Origin of the sequence: Streptomyces sp. NPDC088553 (genome assembly GCF_044752965.1) — a bacterium.
Classification (GTDB): domain Bacteria; phylum Actinomycetota; class Actinomycetes; order Streptomycetales; family Streptomycetaceae; genus Streptomyces.
Genome location: NZ_JBIVMG010000005.1, coordinates 186,442 through 204,391, shown reverse-complemented (window position 1 = coordinate 204,391; position 17,950 = coordinate 186,442). Strand labels below are relative to the sequence as shown.

Below are 17,950 nucleotides of genomic sequence, written 5' to 3'. Positions count from 1 at the left end.
GTCTAGTCCAATGACCAGCCTAGCCGTGCGCGTGGTCTCCCGCATCGTGCGTGGCCTCACCGGCTGCGGGAACGGGCGCCTTGCCGGCGGCGGTGGACCCCGCCCCGGTCGCGCCCGCCGTCACCGTGAAGGCCGCCGTCCGCACCGTCCCCTCGTGCTGGAAGTCGAGGAACAGGCGGTACGTGCCGGCGCTGGGTGCCGTCGCCGTGAAGGAGACGTCGGGGCCGGGGCCGCCCTCGTTGGGGTGCACGTGGAGGTAGGCGAGGTCGCCGTCGCGCAGGGCGACGAGGTGCCCGTATGCCCCGAGGTAGGGCTCCAGGTCGGTGACCGGCTTTCCGGCCTTGGTGACGGTGAGCCGGAGTTCGCCGGCCTTGCCGGGGTTCAGGGTGCCGCCGAGGCGCACCTGGTAGCCGTCGACGGTGGCGGTCGGGGCGACGGCGGGCAGCGGCTTCGGCGCGTACGCCCCCGGGACGGAGAGGTCGACGCCGAGCGTGACGTTCCGGGCGCCGGGCGCGGCGGGCTTGAAGTCGGCGAAGGCCTTGTAGCCGCCGGCGGCGGGCAGGTCCGCGGCCACCGACCAGGTGCCGTCGGCCGCCTTCACGGGGTGCAGGTGGCGGAAGGTGTTGAGGTCGCGCGAGGCGACGATGAAGTGCAGCTCCTTGCCGTGCTCGGTGGTGAACGCGGTGACCTTCCTGCCGGCCGAGTCCTTGATGGAGAACGTCAGGGTGCTCCTGCCCGCGGCGGGGACGGGGGTCTCCATGGCCAGGGTGTAGCCGCCCTCGGAGATCTGGAGGCCGCCGGGGGTGTCCGCGGCGGCGCCGGGGGTGTCCGCGGCGGCGCCCTCCTCGTGCCCGGCGTGGCCGTCCGCCGCCGCGCTCTTCGACGGCGCGGGCGCGGCCGCGTGCTCCCCGTGCCCGGCCGTCCTCGGCTCCTCGACGGGGCCGACGCCCGTGCCCACTCCGTAGGCGGCCCCGAAGGTCGCGGCGAGCGCGGCGGCATAGGCAGTGATCTTCACTCCGGTGTTCATGGCTGCTCTCCCGTACGTGGGTGGTGGCGGCGTCGGTAGCCGTTCCATGCACTTCACCATACCCCTGGGGGGTATCAAGTCAAGCCAGGGAACTGCTTGCGTGGAATACGGGAGGGGGGTATACATTGGAATCGAAGCCGATACCCCCCGAGGGTATCCCGCCCCACCGGAACCGACCGAGGAGAAGCCATGGGCTCCTGCTGCACCCCCGACAACAGCTGCTCGACCACCACGGAGGCCACCGCCGTCGCGGTCGCCGACAGCACCGTCACGGTCTACGCCGTCACCGGCATGACCTGCGGCCACTGCAGGACCGCGATCACCAAGTCCGTCAGCGCGCTCGACGGCGTCATCTCCGTCGACGTCGACGTGGACGGCGGCCTCGTCACCGTGACCACCGGCGGCGAACCCGACGACGCGGCGATCACCGCGGCGGTCGACGACGCGGGCTACGAGCTCACCGGCCGCGCCTGACCGACAGCCCCCTCGGCCGCCGGGGCCCGCCCACCATCCCCGGGCCCCGGCCCCCGACACCCGTACGCACGAGGAGCAGGAAGAGCTAATGACAACGACGACACCGGGCAGCGCCCAGGTCGAGCTCGCCATCGGCGGCATGACCTGCGCCTCGTGTGCGGCCCGCATCGAGAAGAAGCTCAACCGGATCGACGGGGTCGAGGCCACCGTCAACTACGCCACCGAGAAGGCGAAGGTCACCTTCGACGCCGACATCGACGTCGCCGACCTCATCGCCACCGTCGAGGCCACCGGCTACACCGCGGCCGAGCCCGCGCCCCCACGGTCCGAGACCCCCGGCGCCCCCGACGGCCCCTCCGACGAGGAGCGGGCCGACGAGGAGCTGCGGCCCCTCAAGCAGCGGCTGGTCACCGCCGTCGCCCTCGCCGTGCCCGTCATCGCCATGGCGATGGTCCCGGCGCTCCAGATCGAGTACTGGCAGTGGCTGAGCCTCACGCTCGCCGCGCCGGTCGTCGTCTACGCCGCCTGGCCGTTCCACCGCGCCGCCTGGACGAACGCCCGGCACGGCGCCGCCACCATGGACACGCTGATCTCGGTCGGCACGATCGCCGCCTTCCTGTGGTCCCTGTGGGCGCTGTTCCTCGGGACCGCCGGTACGCCGGGGATGACCCACCCGTTCGAGTTCACCATCGCCCGGACCGACGGCGCCGGGAACATCTACCTGGAGGCTGCGGCCGGCGTCACCGCCTTCATCCTCGCCGGCCGGTACTTCGAGGCCCGCTCGAAGCGCAAGGCGGGCGCCGCCCTCAAGGCGCTGATGCAGCTGGGCGCCAAGGAGGTCACCGTCCTGCGCGGCGGCCGCGAGGTCACCGCACCCACCGCCGAACTCCAGGTCGGCGACCGCTTCCTGGTCCGCCCCGGGGAGAAGATCGCCACCGACGGCACCGTCGTCGAGGGATCCTCCGCAGTGGACGCCTCCATGCTCACCGGCGAGTCCGTCCCGGTCGAGGTCTCCGTCGGCGACTCCGTCACCGGCGCCACCCTGAACGCCGGCGGCCGCCTCGTCGTCGAGGCCACCCGCGTCGGCGCCGACACCCAGCTCGCCCGGATGGCCAAGCTCGTCGAGGACGCGCAGAACGGCAAGGCCGCCGCCCAGCGCCTCGCCGACCGGATCTCGGCCGTCTTCGTCCCCATCGTCATCGCGCTCGCGCTCGGCACCCTCGGCTTCTGGCTGGGCACGGGACAGGGGCTGACCGCCGCCTTCACCGCCGCCGTCGCCGTCCTGATCATCGCCTGCCCCTGCGCCCTCGGCCTGGCCACCCCGACCGCCCTCATGGTCGGCACCGGCCGCGGCGCGCAGCTCGGCATCCTCATCAAGGGACCCGAGGTCCTGGAGACCACCCGCAAGGTCGACACGATCGTCCTCGACAAGACCGGCACCGTCACCACCGGCCGGATGACCCTCATCAAGGTCCACACCGCCGAGGGCGACAGTGCTGCCGGCGAGATGGACGTCCTGCGGCTCGCGGGCGCCCTGGAGCACTCCTCCGAGCACCCGATCGCCCAGGCCGTCGCCACCGGCGCCGCCGCCAAGGTGGGCACCCTGCCCACCCCCGAGGACTTCGCCAACATCCCTGGACTCGGCGTCCAGGGCGTCGTCGACGGCCACGCCGTCCTCGTCGGCCGCGAGAAGCTCCTCGACGAATGGTCCATGGCGCTCCCCGCCGACCTCAAGTCCGCGAAGGACACCGCGGAGAAGGCCGGCAGGACCGCGATCGCCGTGGCTTGGGACGGCGAGGCCCGCGCGGTCCTCGAGGTCGCCGACGCGGTGAAGGAGACCAGCGCCGAGGCCATCAGGCGGCTCCGCGCGCTCGGCCTCACCCCGATCCTGCTCACCGGTGACAACAAGGCGGTCGCCGAGGCCGTCGCCGCCGAGGTCGGCATCGACGAGGTCATCGCCGAGGTCATGCCGCAGGACAAGGTCGACGTCGTCAAGAGGCTCCAGACGGAGGGCCGTTCGGTCGCCATGGTCGGCGACGGCGTCAACGACGCGGCCGCGCTCGCCCAGGCCGACCTCGGTCTGGCCATGGGCACCGGAACGGACGCCGCCATCGAGGCCGGCGACCTGACCCTCGTACGGGGAGACCTGCGGGCCGCGGCCGACGCGATCCGGCTCTCCCGCAGGACGCTCGGCACGATCCGCTCGAACCTCTTCTGGGCCTTCGCCTACAACGTGGCGGCCCTGCCGCTCGCCGCGGCCGGACTGCTCAACCCGATGATCGCGGGCGCGGCCATGGCCTTCTCCTCGGTCTTCGTGGTCGGCAACAGCCTCCGGCTGCGGGGTTTCCAGGCCGCCGACAAGTGATGTGACGCCGACTAGCGATGTGACGGGGAGACTGCCGTGGCCGGTTACGGACAGCACAAGGAAGACATCATCAGACGCCTGCGCCGGATCGAGGGCCAGGTCAGGGGGGTGCAGCGGATGGTCGACGAGGACGTCTACTGCATCGACGTCCTCACCCAGGTCTCCGCGATCAACGCGGCCCTCCAGTCCTGCGCGGTGGCCCTGCTCGACGAGCATCTGAGCTGCTGCGTCACGGAGGCCATCGCCCAGGGCGGGGACCAGGCGAAGGTGAAGGTGGGCGAGGCGTCGAAGGCGATCGCCCGGCTGATCCGGACGTGACCGGGTGCCACGGATCCGGGCGCGGCCCGGTGACCTGACGGACTAGGCAGGCGGGGTCAACCGCCCTTGCGTGAGGGACAGTCGGCGGACAGCGTGAGACTCAGCCGGAGACAGAGGCCGAGCAGCTGCCGGAGGAGCACCAGCTCCACCGTTCCGGGCGGACCGGAGCCGCAGACCGTCACGCAGGGGCGGTTCCGCGTAGGGATCTTCAGGAGGGTCGACATCCCGCCAGCGTACCCCTGGGGGGTATACCTGAGCGAGGGGACCGGCCCGTACGATGAGCCGCCCGTAGGGGGAGGGGATGCACGTGCGCCGGCTGGGAGAGCTGGAGGCCGAGATCATGGACCGACTGTGGGCCTGGCAGCGGCCCGCCACGGTCCGCGAGATCGTCGACGACATCAACCGCGGCCGGCGGGTCGCCTACACGACCGTCATGACCGTCGCGGACATCCTGCACCGCAAGGGCTGGCTCCGCCGCGAGAAGGCCGGCCGGGCCTGGCTGTACGAGCCCGTCCGCAGCCGCGAGGAGTACACCGCGGGCCTGATGCGGGACGCCCTCGGCGACAGCCAGGACCGGCCCGCCGCCCTCCTCCGGTTCGTCGAGGTCATCTCGGACGAGGACATGGACGCCCTCGACGCGGCCCTCCGCGCCGCCCGCGGGGACCACGACCCGCACCCCGGCGGCGGGGGCGGGGGCGGCGCGTGAACGTGAACCATCACGTCCTCGTCCCGCTCGGCCTCTTCGTCCTCACCGGCTTCCTCGTCCCCTGGCTGCTCGTCCGGGCGCGCTGGGCCCAGCAGGCACCCCGGCTCGCCCTCGGCGTGTGGGCCGCGTGCGGCACCGCCTTCGCAGCCGCGACCGCCCTCCTGCCGGCCCAGCTGGTCCTGTCGAGCGCCAGCAGCCACCGCCTCGCGGACATGATGTTCGCGCTCGAACCGCCCACGGTCGAGCAGCTCCTGGGCCTCGACGGGCGCGAGCGGTTCGCCCTCGCGCTCTCCCTCGCCGTGCTCTCGCTGCCCGCCGCCGCGTTCGTCCGCCGGCTGGTCAGGGCCCGCCGGGTGCGGGTGCGGCACGCGGGGGTGCTGCGGCTCGTCGGACGGTACGACCCCGCGCTGCGGGCCACCGTCCTCGACGACGAGCGCCCCGCCGTGTACTGCCTGCCGGGCCGCTCGCGCCGGGTCGTCGTCTCCTCGGGCGCGGTGGACACCCTCACCCCCGCGCAGCTCGCGGCGGCGCTCGCGCACGAGCGGGCCCACATCGCGGGGCGCCACCATCTCCTCGTGGCCGCGGCGGAGGCCTTCGCCGCCGTGTTCTCGCGCCTGCCGCTCGCGCGGCACGGGGAGGGCTCCGTACCGCTGCTGCTCGAAATGGCCGCGGACGACCGGGCGTTGCGCCGGTGCACGCGGGACGCGCTGGCCACGGCGCTGTACGCGCTCGCGTCGGGGCGGGCGCCGCGGTCCGCGTTCGCGGCGGGCGGGCCGTCGGCGGCGCTGCGGATGCGGCGCATCCTCACCCCGCACAGCGCCGGACATCCCGTCCTGCGCGGTCTGATGACCATCGCGGCCGCCGGTCTCGCGATGACGCCCTTGATCGTCGCCTGCTGTTCCTTCCCCGGTTAATTGACTCGCTTCAGTACGTCCGATCAGTACGTCCGACCTGTCGAACCGCGCTATTTACTAAGCGAATTCGTAGATTTCGCATCGGTCACGAACAACTGAATTCCCCGCTATTGTGGGTATGTTGGGGCTCGGGCTCGGCACGTCGAAGGGTACAGAACCGATGCAGCTGGCTGGCGTTCGGACGGCCGCGGCCGGCGATGCGACGACGATATCCAGGCTGCTCGCCGACGTCATTCGGAGCAGCTACGCGGGAATCCTGGACGAAATCCCGATGCGACGGCTGATCTCCGCACAATGCGCACTCCCCCGCATACGCGCGGAAATTGAAATTCCCGGGGGCGCGCCCGGCTGGCTCGGCTGGCTCGTCGCGACCGACACGGAGGGCACGGTCGTCGGTGTCGCCGCGGGCGGTGTCCCGGTGCCGGGCGAGGGCGAGGTGTACGCCCTCGCGGTGGCGTCCGGCTCCCGCCGCCGGGGCGTGGGTACGGCCCTGCTCGCGGCGGCCACGGACCGGATGCGGAACTTCGGGGCCGGGGACCAGCGGGTGGAACTCCCCGCGGAGGCGGACCCGGCCCTGCCCTTCTACACCCACCTGGGCTTCGCCGCCCTCTCCGCCAGGCGCTGGAGCAGAACGCTGTAGCGGCAGCCGTACTCCCGGGCGTGGCAGATCCACGCCATCGCGTGTTCACGCAGCCCGATCCGCTGGATCGGGGTTCCTCCCCCAGGTCAGGATGGGTCCAGCGGCGCGGGCCCCGGCGGCACGGGTACCTCGCCCGGACGGCATGGACCGAGCGAGCCCCTGGAGGAGCGATGCACACACCGAGCGGCACTTCCCTGCCCGTCGTGCCCGCGACGTTCGCTCCGGTCCTGCCGTCCCGATACGGCCGGGAGCCGGAACCGGGCCCCGGGGCCGGCGTCCGGGTCACCTCGGACACCCTGCCCGGGCTCGAATCCGTCTCCCCCGCCGACGAGAACTCCGGCTGGCTGCACGACGCCCTGCTCGGCCCGCACAGCGCGGACATCATCCGGTACCTCAGCCTCGCCCGCTCCACCGGCGGACCCGTTCTGGACCTCGGCTCCGGCGCCGGGCGGCTCGCCGTCCCGTTCGCCCGGCACGGCTTCGCCGTGGAAGCCGTGGACCGGGACGCCTCGGCCCTTGAGCGCCTCGACGGCTGGGCCCGCCGGATCGGTCCGCAGGTGGCCGGGCTCGTCGTCACCCACCGGACGGACCTCACCGAGCTCCGGCTCGACGGCAGCTACCGGCTCGCGCTGCTCGCGGGCGCGATGGTCACCGCCGTACCCCCGGCACGGCGGCCCGAGCTGCTGCGGGAGGTGGCGTCCCATCTGCAGACGGGCGGGGCGCTCGCCCTCGACTACACGGCGCACCAGCTGCCGGGGCTCATCGCGGAGCCGCGGCGGACCTGGGCGTTCCAGGTGCCCCGCTTCGACGGCATCGACGAGTGGGTGGTGGCCCGGCAGGTCTTCGACCTGCCGTCGATGAGCGAGCGGATCACGTACTACGCGGCGAGGACCGGGAAGCTGTCCACCGAGCGGGTCGTGCTGACCACCGACAAGTGGATCGTCGACCCCGAGCGACTCTCGGCGGAACTGCACGCGGCGGGCCTGCACATCGAGGGCCGGCGGCGGCACCGGATCGACGAGCGGACCGAGTCCGTCCTGCTCGTCTGCCGGACGGACGACTGACCGGAGGGACGGCTGGACGCACCGCCGGAGGCACGTCCGTCCGGCCGGCCGGACGGACGAAGAGCCCTGACGAGGTTGACGAGCAAGAGGTACGATGCCGACAAAAGTTTGAGCCGACCAGATGGCGGGCGGGCGGAGAAGATGGCAGTCGTGGAAGAGCTGACGGGCCGCGAGGCGGTGATCCAGCGCCTGCGCGACGTCGGGCTGCGGGTCACGGGCCCGCGCCTGGAGGTGCTCACGGTGCTCGCCGCCGGCGGCCATCTCGACGTCGAGGCGATCACCACGACCGCCCGCGAGCGGCTCGGCACGCTGACCAGCCAGGCCGTGTACGAGATGCTGCGGCACTTCCAGGAGACGGGCCTGGTCAGCAAGTTCGACCGGCCCGGCCTGCCCGCGGTCTTCGAGATCTCGGGTCCCGCGCACCAGCACGCGCTGTGCACGGTGTGCGGCCGCGTGGAGAACGTCGCGGCGGCCGCGCCGAAGCCGCCCGAGGGCGCCCTTCCGGAGTGGCGGGTCGACGACGCGGAGATCGTGTTCAAGGGCCTGTGCCCCGATTGCCGGGCAGGCGCCCCCGGCGCCTGACCCCTGTTCAACTCCGTGCGTGTCGTTCGATTTTGTGGCAGGGTCTAGCGGGGCGATTCAACAGGATCCGCGTGGATCCGAGGGGAGTCTGCTGCGCCGTGTCCAGAAACGCCGCCGTGTCCCGCGCGGGCAGCGAGCAGGCTCTCGCCGTCTACCAGGAGCTCCGCACCCGCCCCGGCAGCACCTTCGACCAGGTCGCGGACGGCCTGGAGCTCTCCGCCGAGGAGCGGGAGCGATGTCGCGAGGAACTCGCCGCGTTAGGACTCACCGCCTCGGGCCGCTCCGGCGACCGGACCGTCGTCGACCCCGACGTCGCCCTGCTGCGGCTGCTCCGCCGGGAGCGTGACCGGCTCCAGGAGCGCCTCGCCGCGACCAGCCGTGCGCACACCGCCCTCGAATCCCTCGCCGGACCGTTCCTGCGCGCCGGGGCCGCGCCCCGCTCCGAGGTCGAGGTGGAGATCGTCACCGACCCGCAGCGGGTGCTGCGCGAGCTGACCGAGCTCACCGCCTCCGTCCGTACCGCCGTCCACGTCATGCACACGGGGTCCGTACGCCGTGAGGACATGGCCGCCGAGCTGGACCGGGACCGCTGCCGGGCGGCCCGCGGGGTGCGGGTCCGCGCCATGTACAGCCGGCGGGTCGGCACCGTGCCCGAGATGACGCAGCACCTGGCCGACCGGGCCGCGCTCGGCGTCGAGCTGCGGCTCTCCCCCGTCGTCCCGATGAACATGGTCCTCGCCGACGAGAACTTCGCCCTGCTGCCGACGGACCCGCACGACCCGGACTCGCCCACCATCCTGGCCCGCGGCCCCGGCCTCGTCCGCTCCTATCTCGCCCTGTACGAGTACTGCTGGCAGGCGGCCTCCCGGTACGGCGAGGAGCCCGGCGGGAGCGGCGGTGACGGCGACGGGCTGTCCGACCAGCAGCGGGTCGCGCTGCACATGCTGGCCTCGGGCATCAAGGACGAGCAGATCGCGCGGAGTCTCGGGGTGTCGCTCCGGACCGTCAGCCGGCTGCTCTCGGAGGTCATGCAGGAACTGGGCGCGGCGAGCCGCTTCGAGGCCGGGGTGAAGGCGGCGCGGCTCGGCCTGCTCGACGGCGAGGGGTCCGAACAGGGTTCCTAGTACGAGGAGTTCCGGTGCGACACGGTAGGTGCAGGTACGGGTACGGGCATTGCAGGACGGACTCCCGCCGAGCCGTATGACAAGGTGAGGGCGGGGCGACTCGGAGGATGAGGGGGTCACTTCGCCATGGTCACTGGGGGCGACGGCATCGGGGACGGCACGACCGAGGTCCTGCTTGCCGTGTACCAGGAGCTGCGCCGTCGGGGCGTCTCGGACTTCGGGGAGGTCCGCAGGGAACTCGGGCTCGCGCCGGAGGAGTACGAGCGATGTCGCGGCGAACTCCTCACCCTGGGCCTGATCGTGCCGACGGGCCAGGCACACGCCACCGTCACAGCCCTGCGGGACGGCAGTTGGCGTTCCGAGACGGACACGGTGGCGGCGATCGACCCGGAGATCGCGCTGCTCCGGCTCCTGGAGCGGGAGCGTGAGCGGCTGCGGGAGCACCTGGCGGAGGCGGACGAGACGTACAGCACGCTGGAGATCCTCGCGGGTTCCTATCTGCGGGCCGAGGCGCTGACGAAGGCGGAGGCGCACGTCGAGGCGCTGACCGACTACCGCAGGATCCAGCAGGCCATCGAGGACATCACCGATGTGATGCAGGAGAGTTCGGCGGCGCTGCACCCGGGGACGCCGGGTCGGCAGAACCCGGACCGGATGCTCGACCGGGACCGGCGGCAGATCGCCAACGGGGTGCGGGTGCGGGCCATCTACGGCCGGCAGGAGGCCACGGACCCGCAGATGGAGAAGTTCCTGGGGCAGCGGGCGGAGCTGGGTGTGGAGATCCGCCTGGCCCCCGTGGTCCCGATGAACATGATCATCGCCGACCAGCAGTTCGCCCTCGTGCCGATCCGTCCCGAGGAGCCGGGCGAGGGCGCGATCCTGGCGCGGGGCAGCGCGCTCGTACGGCCGTATCTGAGCCTGTACGAGCACTGCTGGCACACGGCGACGCCGTACGGCGACGAGGCGGCGGCGGAGGCGGGCGGCGACGGTCTCTCGGAGCAGCAGCGGGCGGCGCTGCACATGCTCGCCTCGGGGATGAAGGACGAGCGGATCGCGCGCACGCTCGGGGTGTCGCTGCGGACGGTCAGCCGGATGATCTCGGAGCTGATGCAGGAGCTGGGCGCGACGAGCCGCTTCGAGGCGGGGGCGCGTGCGGTGCGGCTCGGCTGGCTGGACTGACCTCCGGAACGAGGGAATGGGCCGGAGGTCGCGGAAAATACCGGGGCCCCGCAATCGTGGCAGCGATTGCGGGGCCCGGCGGCGCGAGAATACGGCCGGCGAAATTCGCGAGGGTGACGTCAGTTGGTCGGGGTCGGCTTCGGCGGAACGACCGGCCAGCCGTTGTCCTCGGCGACGCCGGCGACGGTCTGCGGGGTGACCGTGTGGTCGATGTCGGAGCCGACGGCGAAGGTGGCGCCGCCCGCGACGGCGGTACAGGCGGCCACCGCGACCAGGAGCTGACGGACGGTCTTGCGGATTCCGGTGTTCTGCGCAATGGACATGATTCCTCCAGGACTTGGAATGTGAATTCCGCTTCCGGGGGCCCGTGCCGCCGGGCGTTCCCTGAAGACATCTCCATTCTGTCCCGGCCCCCGAATCGAATCCATAGCTCGCCTCTGCGTGGACTCGCCATGGCGTGGATGCGTCAATCCGCCTTCCCCGCAACGGAATTGGCGCATCCGGAGCTCCCCATATCTTTGGTCGAACCAAAAGAGATGCTAGACTTGTGCTACGGCCTTCTCGTTCCTCCAGGAGAGAGGGGCCGACGGGGCAGGGGCGTGCCGCCGCCCCTGCCCCACCGCCCGCTCCCCGCCCGGGAACACCGGCCGGCGCGTCTCCGCCAGCGCCCCCCGGTACACCTCGACGGTGCGCGCGGCCGACGCCCGCCAGCTCATCCCGTGGGCGTGCCGCACCGCCGCCTCCCCCATCGCCCCCACCGCCTCCGGATGTGCGGCGAGCCGACCGAGCCGGCGCGCGTACTCCACCGGGTCGTGACCCCGCACCAGCATCCCCGTCACCCCGTCCCACACCGCCGTCGGCAGCCCGCCGACCGCCGCCGCGAGCACCGGAGTCCCACAGGCCTGCGCCTCCAGGGCCACCAGACCGAAGGACTCGCTCCGCGAGGGCACCACCAGGACGTCCGCCGCCCGGTACCAGTCCGCGAGCCGCGCCTGCGGTACGGGAGGGAAGGACCGCAGCACATCCGTCACCCCGAGATCCGCGGCGAGCTGCCACGCCGACCCCTCGCGGGTCGCGCCCGAATGCCCGCCGACCACCGGCACCAGGAGCCGGCGGCGCAGGTCCGGGGACTCCCGCAGCAGCTCGGCGACCGCCCGTACGAGCACGTCCGGGCCCTTCAACGGCTGGATGCGGCCCGCGTACAGCGGCACGAACGCGTCGGCCGGCAGCCCGAGCCGGGCCCGCGCCGCCGCCCGCCCGTCCCCCGGGTGGAAGGTCCGCAGATCGACCCCCGGACGCACCACCTCGGTCCGCTCCGCCGCCGCCCCGTACAGCGACCGCAAGGCCTCCGCCTCGTCCGCCGTGTTCGCGATCAGCCGGTCGGCGGCCCCCACCACCTGGCGCTCGCCCCTGACCCGCAGCTCCGGCTCGGGGGTGTCACCCGCGGCCAGCGAGGCGTTCTTCACCCGGGCCAGGGTGTGGGCGGTGTGCACCAGCGGGATCCGCCAGCCCACCGAGGCGATCCGGCCCGCCTGCCCGGACAGCCAGTAGTGCGAGTGGACCAGGTCGTACCGCCGCTCCTCCTTGAGCAGGGCCAGCGAGAACGGCACCACCAGATCGGGCATGGCCTCCTTGGGCAGCGCCCGGCGCGGCCCCGCGTGCAGATGCCGGACCCGCACCCCGGGGGCGAGCTCGACGAGCGGGGGCAGGCCCTCGCCCCGGCAGCGGGTGAACAGATCGACCTCCGCGCCCTGTTCGGCCAGGGCGCGGGAGAGCTCGACCATGTAGACGTTCATGCCGCCGGCGTCCCCCGTCCCGGGCTGGTGGAGCGGCGAGGTGTGGACGCTGAGCATGGCGACGCGCAGGGACACGAGGACTCCTGGGGAAGAGGGGCCACGTGTCCCTGCGCGTCGCTCGCGCGCGGTCACGCGGCGGAGAGCTACTTATGTACTTAGTTGCTTAGTAGTGTGGGGCTTCAAGGGGACTTCAGAACCCGAAGACCGGGCCCGACGGGGGTGCCAGCCGAGTCCCCGGAAGGGGTGCCGTCAGGGCCTGCCAGTCGACCGGGCGTCCCGGCGCCGCCTGGAGCGCCGCCGCCAGCCGGTCCGCACCCTCCGGCATCACCGGCCGCGACCACGCCGCCAGGGCGGAGGCCACCGCCAACTGGGCCGCGAGCGCCGGGAGATGACGGCAGGAGGTGCTGGGCCGGCAGCGTTCGTGGGCGTTGACATGACCGAAGTCGGCGGCCGAGCGGACCATCTCGTCCAGGACGGCGACCGCCCGGCGCGGGTCGAAGGCATCGGGGCCGTACGCCTCACGCAGGTCGTCGACGCCCCGGTGCAGCCGCCGCTCCAGGATCTCCCAGCCCGTGCCGCCGGGCAGCGCCTGCGGGGCGAGCCCGCCGCACTCCTCCCGGACGGCGGCGAAGAGCCGGGACAGCCAGCTGTTCCAGTTCTCGTCCAGCTCGCGGCGGGCGGTGGCGAGCCGCTCCCGGTGGAAGACGGTGCGGCGGCCCAGCGGGCGGGCCTGGAGCACATGGCGGCGCAGGGTGTCGGAGCCGTACTCGGTGAGCAGGTCGAGCGCCCAGACGTTGCCCTCCTGGACGCCCTCCTCGATGACGTACGACTCGTTGACGTTGAAGTCCTGCGGCAGCTTGATGTCCTGCGCGAGGAGCAGCACCGGCAGCAGCACGGCGTGGCAGAAGGCGTGCCCGAAGCCGCAGAAGTGGATCGCGCGGCGGGGCAGCGGGCCCTGCACGTCGTAGCCGAAGAGATGCATCGCGGCGGCCTCGAAGCAGCCGTCGATCCGGTGGTCGGGAAAGCCCTCGACGGGCACCTGGAGACCCCACTCGGCGGGGTGGCCGACCGCGATGTCCGGCAGCCCGTCCTCGACCAGCGACTCGCACAGCGCGGCCAGCCGCGGCGGCAGCCCGGCCGTCGCCCAGTAGTCGGCGAGCGTCTCCCGGAACGGCTCCAGGGGTACGTAGAGCCGGCGGCAGCGGCGGGCCACCGCCGGGGTGTCGCAGAGCGCGCAGCGGGCGCCGATGAGGTCGCCGCCGTCGTTCGGCCGCGCGCACTCGTGACACATGCCGCCGTCGCTGACCGCGCCGCAGTGCGGGCAGGTGCCGGTGGCGTGAGCCCCGTACAGCCAGCGGTCGCACGGCTCGCAGTACGGCAGGAGGCGGGTGCGCGGGGCGATGACGCCCTGCGCGAAGAGCCGCCCGAAGAGGTCCTGCACCCAGCGCCCGTATCCCTTGTCGCGGCGCGGACGCACGATGTGGTCGAACTCCACGCCCGACCGCAGCCAGTCCGCGGTGATCGCGGCCCGGTAGCCCTCCGCGACCTCCTCGGGCTTGCGGTGGTGGCGCAGCGCCCGGACCTCGACGGAGCTTGCGTGGTCGGCGGTACCGGTGGTGAACCGGACGGCCTCGCCCTCGGCGCGCAGATAGCGGGTGAGGACGTCGGCGGCGACGTACGGCCCGGCGAGGTGGCCGATGTGGAGTTCGCCGTGGGTGGCGGGAGGGGTCGCGGTGATCCAGACAGGGGTGCTCATGGGACCTCCTTGACGCTGTGGTGCGGTGGGCTTCAGCGGTCGCGTGCGGCGGAGCGCTGTCGGCGCAGGGCGGGTCAGCGGGCTCGGGCTCGAAGGGGTGACGGGGTCGGCGCGGTCGGCGCGGTCAGCGGGGCTCGAAGTGGAAGGAGCGGATGAAGCAGTCGCGGGGCTGCTCGACCGCGTAGACGACGCATTCGAAGAGCGCCTGCGTCGTCAGCTTCTCGTCGGGCGCGATTCCGTCCGGGTTCGAGCCGTCCCATTCCGCGAAACGCGGGTCGGAGGTCGAGAAGTCCGGCGGGAAGAGGGAGAACACGCGGACGCCGGAGGGGCGGAGGCGGCGCGAGAGGATGTCGGCGAATCCGGCCTGGGCGCTCTTCGCCGCCCAGAAGGCCTCGTGGGCGGCGCCGGCGGCCGCGGCGGAGGCGCCCTCGGCGTCGCGGACGGCGACCATGTTGACGATGTCGGGCCGCAGCGAGCCGCGCAGCAGGGGCAGGAAGTGCTTCACCATGAGGACCGTGCCGCCGGCCGTCGACTCGATCGTCTCGACGATCTCGGCGTCGCTGGCCGCCTCCAGGTCCATGCCGTCGAGCCAGCGGGCGCCGTTGTTGACCAACAGGTCGACCCGGTCGGTGCGTTCGCCGACGCGGGCCGCGAACTCCCGGATCTCGGCGGGCCTGCTGAGGTCGCAGCCGAAGGCGTGGATACGGTCACGGGCCGAGCCCATGACCTCGGTACGGGTGCGTTCGGCGGCCTCGACGGTCCGCGCCGAGACATAGACCTCGGCGCCGAGATGCGCGAATCCGACGGCCAGCGCGCGACCGAAATAGCGGGACGCTCCGGTCACGACGACACGCAGATTCTCGAATTTCATGTGTGTCTGCTCTCCCCACGGAACGGATACCGATACCGATTGCCGGTCCATTTCAGCGTGGCAGAGGAAGCGGACCCCGGGCCTGGTGAGAGGGGTGCGCGTTCACGCCGTTGCGTGGATACGCCACGGCAGTTCGAGCCTTTCGAGCAGCTCGGCGCGCTTGTGGTGGACGCGGACGCGGTCGGGCCCGGTGGAGACGGTGACGGTGCCGCCGGGGGTGTGGACCTCGCCGTCCACCGGCGGCACGACGGTCCCGTCGAGCGCGCCGGCGGCGGCGAGGGCGGCGGCGCCGGTCAGGGCGAGCCGAGGGTGCCAGCCGCCGACGGTGAGCGCCCGGACGGCGATCCCGCCGGGGCCCTCGGTGAAGACGGCGATCTTGGGGAGGGCGGAGTGGGGCGGATGCCCGAGGAGCCGGGCGGCGTGGGCGCGGAGCCCTTCGAGCCGCTCCCGGAGCCTCTCCTCGGGAAGGTGTCGGGCGTCGACGAAGACGTACGGGTTGCCGTAGCGGACGAGGGAGACGGGGGTGCCGTCGAGGAGGTCGAGAGGGCGGCCGGTGGGGAGGGTGCCGGGGGCGGTGGGGGCGCGGAGGAAGTGCAGGGTGTACGCGCCCCGCTGTGTCTCGGGCACGCACGCGACGGTGTCGCCGGTGGTCACGGCGCGGACGGTGACGGGACCGGGGCGGCCGTCGGCGACGACGCAGGCGAGGAGGGAGTGGCCGCAGCCGGCGCGGAAGTCGAAACGGCCGTCGGGGAGGGCCTGGACGAAGCGGTAGTCGAGGCGGGCGGGGTGGGTGGGCCCGGCCCCGGCCCCGTACAGGGCGATCTTGCCGATCCCCGCGTAGGGAGTGCCGGCGAGGGCCTGCCGCAAGGCCGCGAGCTCGCGGGCGGAGGCGAGCGCGCCGGGGGGTAGGTGGTCGAGCCGGAGGACGAGGGTGGGGCCGGGGGCGTCGTGGGCGCGAACGAGGGCGGCGGAAGTGGCGCTCGTGGCGGGGGCGCCACGGCCGCCTGCCGTTGCCCCTGCGGCGCGGACGCCACCCCCGCCGCCGCCCGTTGTGGGCATGCGTTCCGCTGGGGCGGAGGCGCCGCCGGGCGCGCCGTCCCGTGTGCCCACCCTCCCCCGGACTTCGTCCGGGGGGACCCCCACCGCCCCTGGGGGTCCCCCCGGACGGAGTCCGGGGGAGGGGCGATTGCCCACCCGGGGGGCGGGCGCGGACGCGGGCGTGGCGGGTTTCGTCGACCGGGCGGGGGCGGGACGGCGGGGTCCCGGGGAGTCAGGCCGCACAGCCGGTGGGGATTCGCATGCCCTGGACCACCTCCGTCCACAGTTCGTGGACCGCCAGGGCCCAGAGCGCTTGGGCGTCATGCTGCGACGGGCGTTCCTCGTGCCGGGTCAGGAGTTTCTGCACGCGGTCCGCGCGGACCTTCCCGCCCAGGACCAGCCGCGCCGGGGACAGCAGCTCCCGGACCGTTTCCAGGAGCGGGCCGCCCGGTGCGAGCATCGCCGACAGCGGCAGGGTGAAGGGCTGTTTGGGGCGGCGCAGGACTGCCGAGGGAAGCAGTTCCTCCCCCGCCTCGTACAGCGCCCGCTTCCCCGTCCGCGCCGCCGTCGGCAGCGCACGCGCGTGCGTCACCACCGCCGGCTGGCAGAACGGCATCCGCGCCTCGACCGCCCACGCCATCGACAGGTGGTCCACGCGCCGCAGGTGGTACGCGGGCAGCCGCCAGCGCGTCTCGAAGGCCGTCATCGCGGTGAGCCGGTCCTCGCCGACCGCCTCGGCCGAGCGCAGCTCCTGCTCGATGCGGTCGGCCGCCGACCCCTGATCGGCGATGTGCGCACGGTAGTTGGCGGTGTACAGGTGCTCGCGGAGCAGCCTCGGCGCCGCCGAGAGCGCGTCCGCGTACGTCCCCGCCCAGTCCGTGCCCGCCGGCGCCGCGAGGGCCGCCCGCATCCGGTCGTACCCGCCGAAGAGTTCGTCGGCGCCGTCGCCGGTGAGCGCGACGGTGAAGCCGTTCTCGCGGACGGCGCGGAACAGCGCGTACGTGGAGAGGGTGATGGGGTCGGCGTTGGGCTGGCCGAGGTGGCGGACGGTCCGGGTGAGGAGGGAGCCGATCTCGTCGGGGTCGACGGCGACCTCGTGGTGCACGGTACGGGTCCGGCGCGCGACGGAACGGGCGTACGCCGCCTCGGAGTCGGGCCACCGGCCCCGGTAGGTGAGGTGGAAGGTGTGCAGCGGCGGCGCGTCGTTCTCGCGGGCCTGTTCGGCGGCGAGCGCGGTGACGAGCCCGGAGTCGAGGCCGCCGCTGGCGATGGCGCAGACGGGCACGTCGGCCTCGGCGAGCCGCCGCACCTCGTGCCGCAGGACGTCCTGGGTGTCGCCGACGGGCGTGCTCCGGTGCGTCCCCCGGCGGCGAACGACGGGCGCGGCACCGGGCCGTACGAAGGCGGTGGCTCCGGGCGGCAGGACGCTGACGCCGTCGAGCGCGGTGTGCGTGGAGAAGGACGTACGGGTGGCGAGGACCGTGTCGAGGGAGTCCTCGCGCGGGGAGATCCGTACTCCTTCGAAGGCGAGGAGCGCGGGGATCTCGGAGGCGAACCGGGTGGATCCGTCGTACGGGTCGTGGTGGAGATGGATCGGTTTCATGCCCATGTCGTCGACGGCGAGGACGAGTCGGGTGCTGCCGGGGCGCAGGTCGAGCATGGCCACGGCGAACATGCCGTCGAGGCGCTCGGCGAACGCGGGTCCGTACTCGGCGTAGAGCGCGGGCAGCAGCGTGCCGTCGCAGCGGTCGGGGAACCGGTGGCCGCGGGCGGCGAGGGCGCGGCGCAGCTCGGCGTGGTTGTAGATCTCGCCGTTGAGGACGGCGAGGACGCCGGGGAGGTGCGGCAGCCGGTAGGGCTGCTGTCCGCCGCAGGGGTCGGTGACGGCGAGCCGGTCGCAGCCGAGGGACCAGCCGGGTCCGGTGAGCACGGCGTGTTCGTCGGGTCCGCCGTGGCGCTGGCGGGCCGACACGGCGGCGAGTTGCGCCGGGTCGGGGCGGTCGGCGTGGGCCGCCGCTCCGGCGGCGAAGGAGCCGAGAATCCTGCACACAGCGGTCACCCTCCAAGCACATCACTCACTCACCCATGCAAACCAA

General features: G+C 73.3%; 18 protein-coding genes. 10 read left to right on the top strand and 8 right to left on the bottom strand.

What is annotated here, in order from left to right; all coding sequences use genetic code 11:
- Positions 1-19: 19 nt before the first annotated feature.
- Complete coding sequence (locus ACIP8Z_RS17700; protein WP_402084291.1) at positions 20-1,027, bottom strand: hypothetical protein; 1,008 nt, start codon at positions 1,025-1,027, stop codon at positions 20-22.
- A gap of 189 nt (positions 1,028-1,216) precedes the next feature.
- Between ACIP8Z_RS17700 and ACIP8Z_RS17695 the strand changes: the two genes are divergently transcribed.
- The 3 genes from ACIP8Z_RS17695 to ACIP8Z_RS17685 all read left to right on the top strand — a co-directional run bounded on the left by ACIP8Z_RS17695 (position 1,217) and on the right by ACIP8Z_RS17685 (position 4,184).
- Positions 1,217-1,501 (top strand): heavy-metal-associated domain-containing protein, encoded by a 285-nt coding sequence (locus ACIP8Z_RS17695; RefSeq protein WP_030322092.1) that lies wholly within the window; start codon positions 1,217-1,219, stop codon positions 1,499-1,501.
- 88 nt (positions 1,502-1,589) lie between these two features.
- Positions 1,590-3,866, top strand: coding sequence for a heavy metal translocating P-type ATPase (locus tag ACIP8Z_RS17690; RefSeq protein ID WP_402084288.1), 2,277 nt, complete (start codon positions 1,590-1,592; stop codon positions 3,864-3,866).
- A gap of 36 nt (positions 3,867-3,902) precedes the next feature.
- On the top strand, positions 3,903-4,184 hold the full coding sequence (locus ACIP8Z_RS17685; protein WP_015035316.1) for a metal-sensitive transcriptional regulator: 282 nt from the start codon (positions 3,903-3,905) through the stop codon (positions 4,182-4,184).
- Positions 4,185-4,240: 56 nt separating this feature from the next.
- Here ACIP8Z_RS17685 and ACIP8Z_RS17680 read toward each other — a convergent pair whose 3' ends face one another.
- Positions 4,241-4,408: a hypothetical protein gene (locus ACIP8Z_RS17680; protein ID WP_383584904.1), complete on the bottom strand. Its 168-nt coding sequence runs from the start codon at positions 4,406-4,408 to the stop codon at positions 4,241-4,243.
- Positions 4,409-4,491: 83 nt separating this feature from the next.
- Here ACIP8Z_RS17680 and ACIP8Z_RS17675 point away from each other — a divergent pair, with 83 nt between their 5' ends.
- The 7 genes from ACIP8Z_RS17675 to ACIP8Z_RS17645 all read left to right on the top strand — a co-directional run bounded on the left by ACIP8Z_RS17675 (position 4,492) and on the right by ACIP8Z_RS17645 (position 10,393).
- Positions 4,492-4,890: a BlaI/MecI/CopY family transcriptional regulator gene (locus tag ACIP8Z_RS17675; protein WP_402084286.1), complete on the top strand. Its 399-nt coding sequence runs from the start codon at positions 4,492-4,494 to the stop codon at positions 4,888-4,890.
- Positions 4,887-5,804: a M56 family metallopeptidase gene (locus ACIP8Z_RS17670; RefSeq protein WP_402084283.1), complete on the top strand. Its 918-nt coding sequence runs from the start codon at positions 4,887-4,889 to the stop codon at positions 5,802-5,804. The genes ACIP8Z_RS17675 and ACIP8Z_RS17670 overlap by 4 nt, the downstream gene beginning before the upstream one ends.
- A 160-nt stretch (positions 5,805-5,964) precedes the next feature.
- On the top strand, positions 5,965-6,444 hold the full coding sequence (locus ACIP8Z_RS17665) for a GNAT family N-acetyltransferase (RefSeq protein WP_402084280.1): 480 nt from the start codon (positions 5,965-5,967) through the stop codon (positions 6,442-6,444).
- 170 nt (positions 6,445-6,614) lie between these two features.
- Positions 6,615-7,508 carry an SAM-dependent methyltransferase gene (locus tag ACIP8Z_RS17660; RefSeq protein ID WP_402084278.1) on the top strand — a complete coding sequence of 298 codons (894 nt, stop codon included), beginning with the start codon at positions 6,615-6,617 and terminating at the stop codon, positions 7,506-7,508.
- A 141-nt stretch (positions 7,509-7,649) separates the two neighbouring features.
- Positions 7,650-8,090: a Fur family transcriptional regulator gene (locus ACIP8Z_RS17655; protein ID WP_402084276.1), complete on the top strand. Its 441-nt coding sequence runs from the start codon at positions 7,650-7,652 to the stop codon at positions 8,088-8,090.
- Positions 8,091-8,188: 98 nt separating this feature from the next.
- Positions 8,189-9,214: a LuxR C-terminal-related transcriptional regulator gene (locus ACIP8Z_RS17650; RefSeq protein ID WP_402084273.1), complete on the top strand. Its 1,026-nt coding sequence runs from the start codon at positions 8,189-8,191 to the stop codon at positions 9,212-9,214.
- Positions 9,215-9,340: 126 nt separating this feature from the next.
- On the top strand, positions 9,341-10,393 hold the full coding sequence (locus tag ACIP8Z_RS17645) for a LuxR C-terminal-related transcriptional regulator (RefSeq protein ID WP_402084270.1): 1,053 nt from the start codon (positions 9,341-9,343) through the stop codon (positions 10,391-10,393).
- Between the two features lie 119 nt (positions 10,394-10,512).
- Here the strand turns inward: ACIP8Z_RS17645 and ACIP8Z_RS17640 are convergent, their stop codons facing one another.
- The 6 genes from ACIP8Z_RS17640 to asnB all read right to left on the bottom strand — a co-directional run bounded on the left by ACIP8Z_RS17640 (position 10,513) and on the right by asnB (position 17,904).
- Positions 10,513-10,716, bottom strand: a complete 204-nt coding sequence (locus ACIP8Z_RS17640; protein WP_402084268.1) for a hypothetical protein — start codon at positions 10,714-10,716, stop codon at positions 10,513-10,515.
- Positions 10,717-10,932: 216 nt separating this feature from the next.
- A complete protein-coding gene (mshA, locus tag ACIP8Z_RS17635) occupies positions 10,933-12,246 on the bottom strand; it encodes a D-inositol-3-phosphate glycosyltransferase (RefSeq protein ID WP_402085282.1) in 1,314 nt (437 codons plus the stop codon).
- A gap of 133 nt (positions 12,247-12,379) precedes the next feature.
- Positions 12,380-13,945, bottom strand: coding sequence for a class I tRNA ligase family protein (locus ACIP8Z_RS17630; protein ID WP_402084265.1), 1,566 nt, complete (start codon positions 13,943-13,945; stop codon positions 12,380-12,382).
- Between the two features lie 124 nt (positions 13,946-14,069).
- Positions 14,070-14,816 (bottom strand): SDR family oxidoreductase, encoded by a 747-nt coding sequence (locus ACIP8Z_RS17625; RefSeq protein ID WP_209496170.1) that lies wholly within the window; start codon positions 14,814-14,816, stop codon positions 14,070-14,072.
- Positions 14,817-14,918: 102 nt separating this feature from the next.
- Positions 14,919-15,875: a hypothetical protein gene (locus tag ACIP8Z_RS17620; RefSeq protein ID WP_402084262.1), complete on the bottom strand. Its 957-nt coding sequence runs from the start codon at positions 15,873-15,875 to the stop codon at positions 14,919-14,921.
- Positions 15,876-16,086: 211 nt separating this feature from the next.
- Positions 16,087-17,904, bottom strand: a complete 1,818-nt coding sequence (asnB, locus tag ACIP8Z_RS17615) for an asparagine synthase (glutamine-hydrolyzing) (RefSeq protein WP_402084260.1) — start codon at positions 17,902-17,904, stop codon at positions 16,087-16,089.
- Positions 17,905-17,950: the final 46 nt, after the last annotated feature.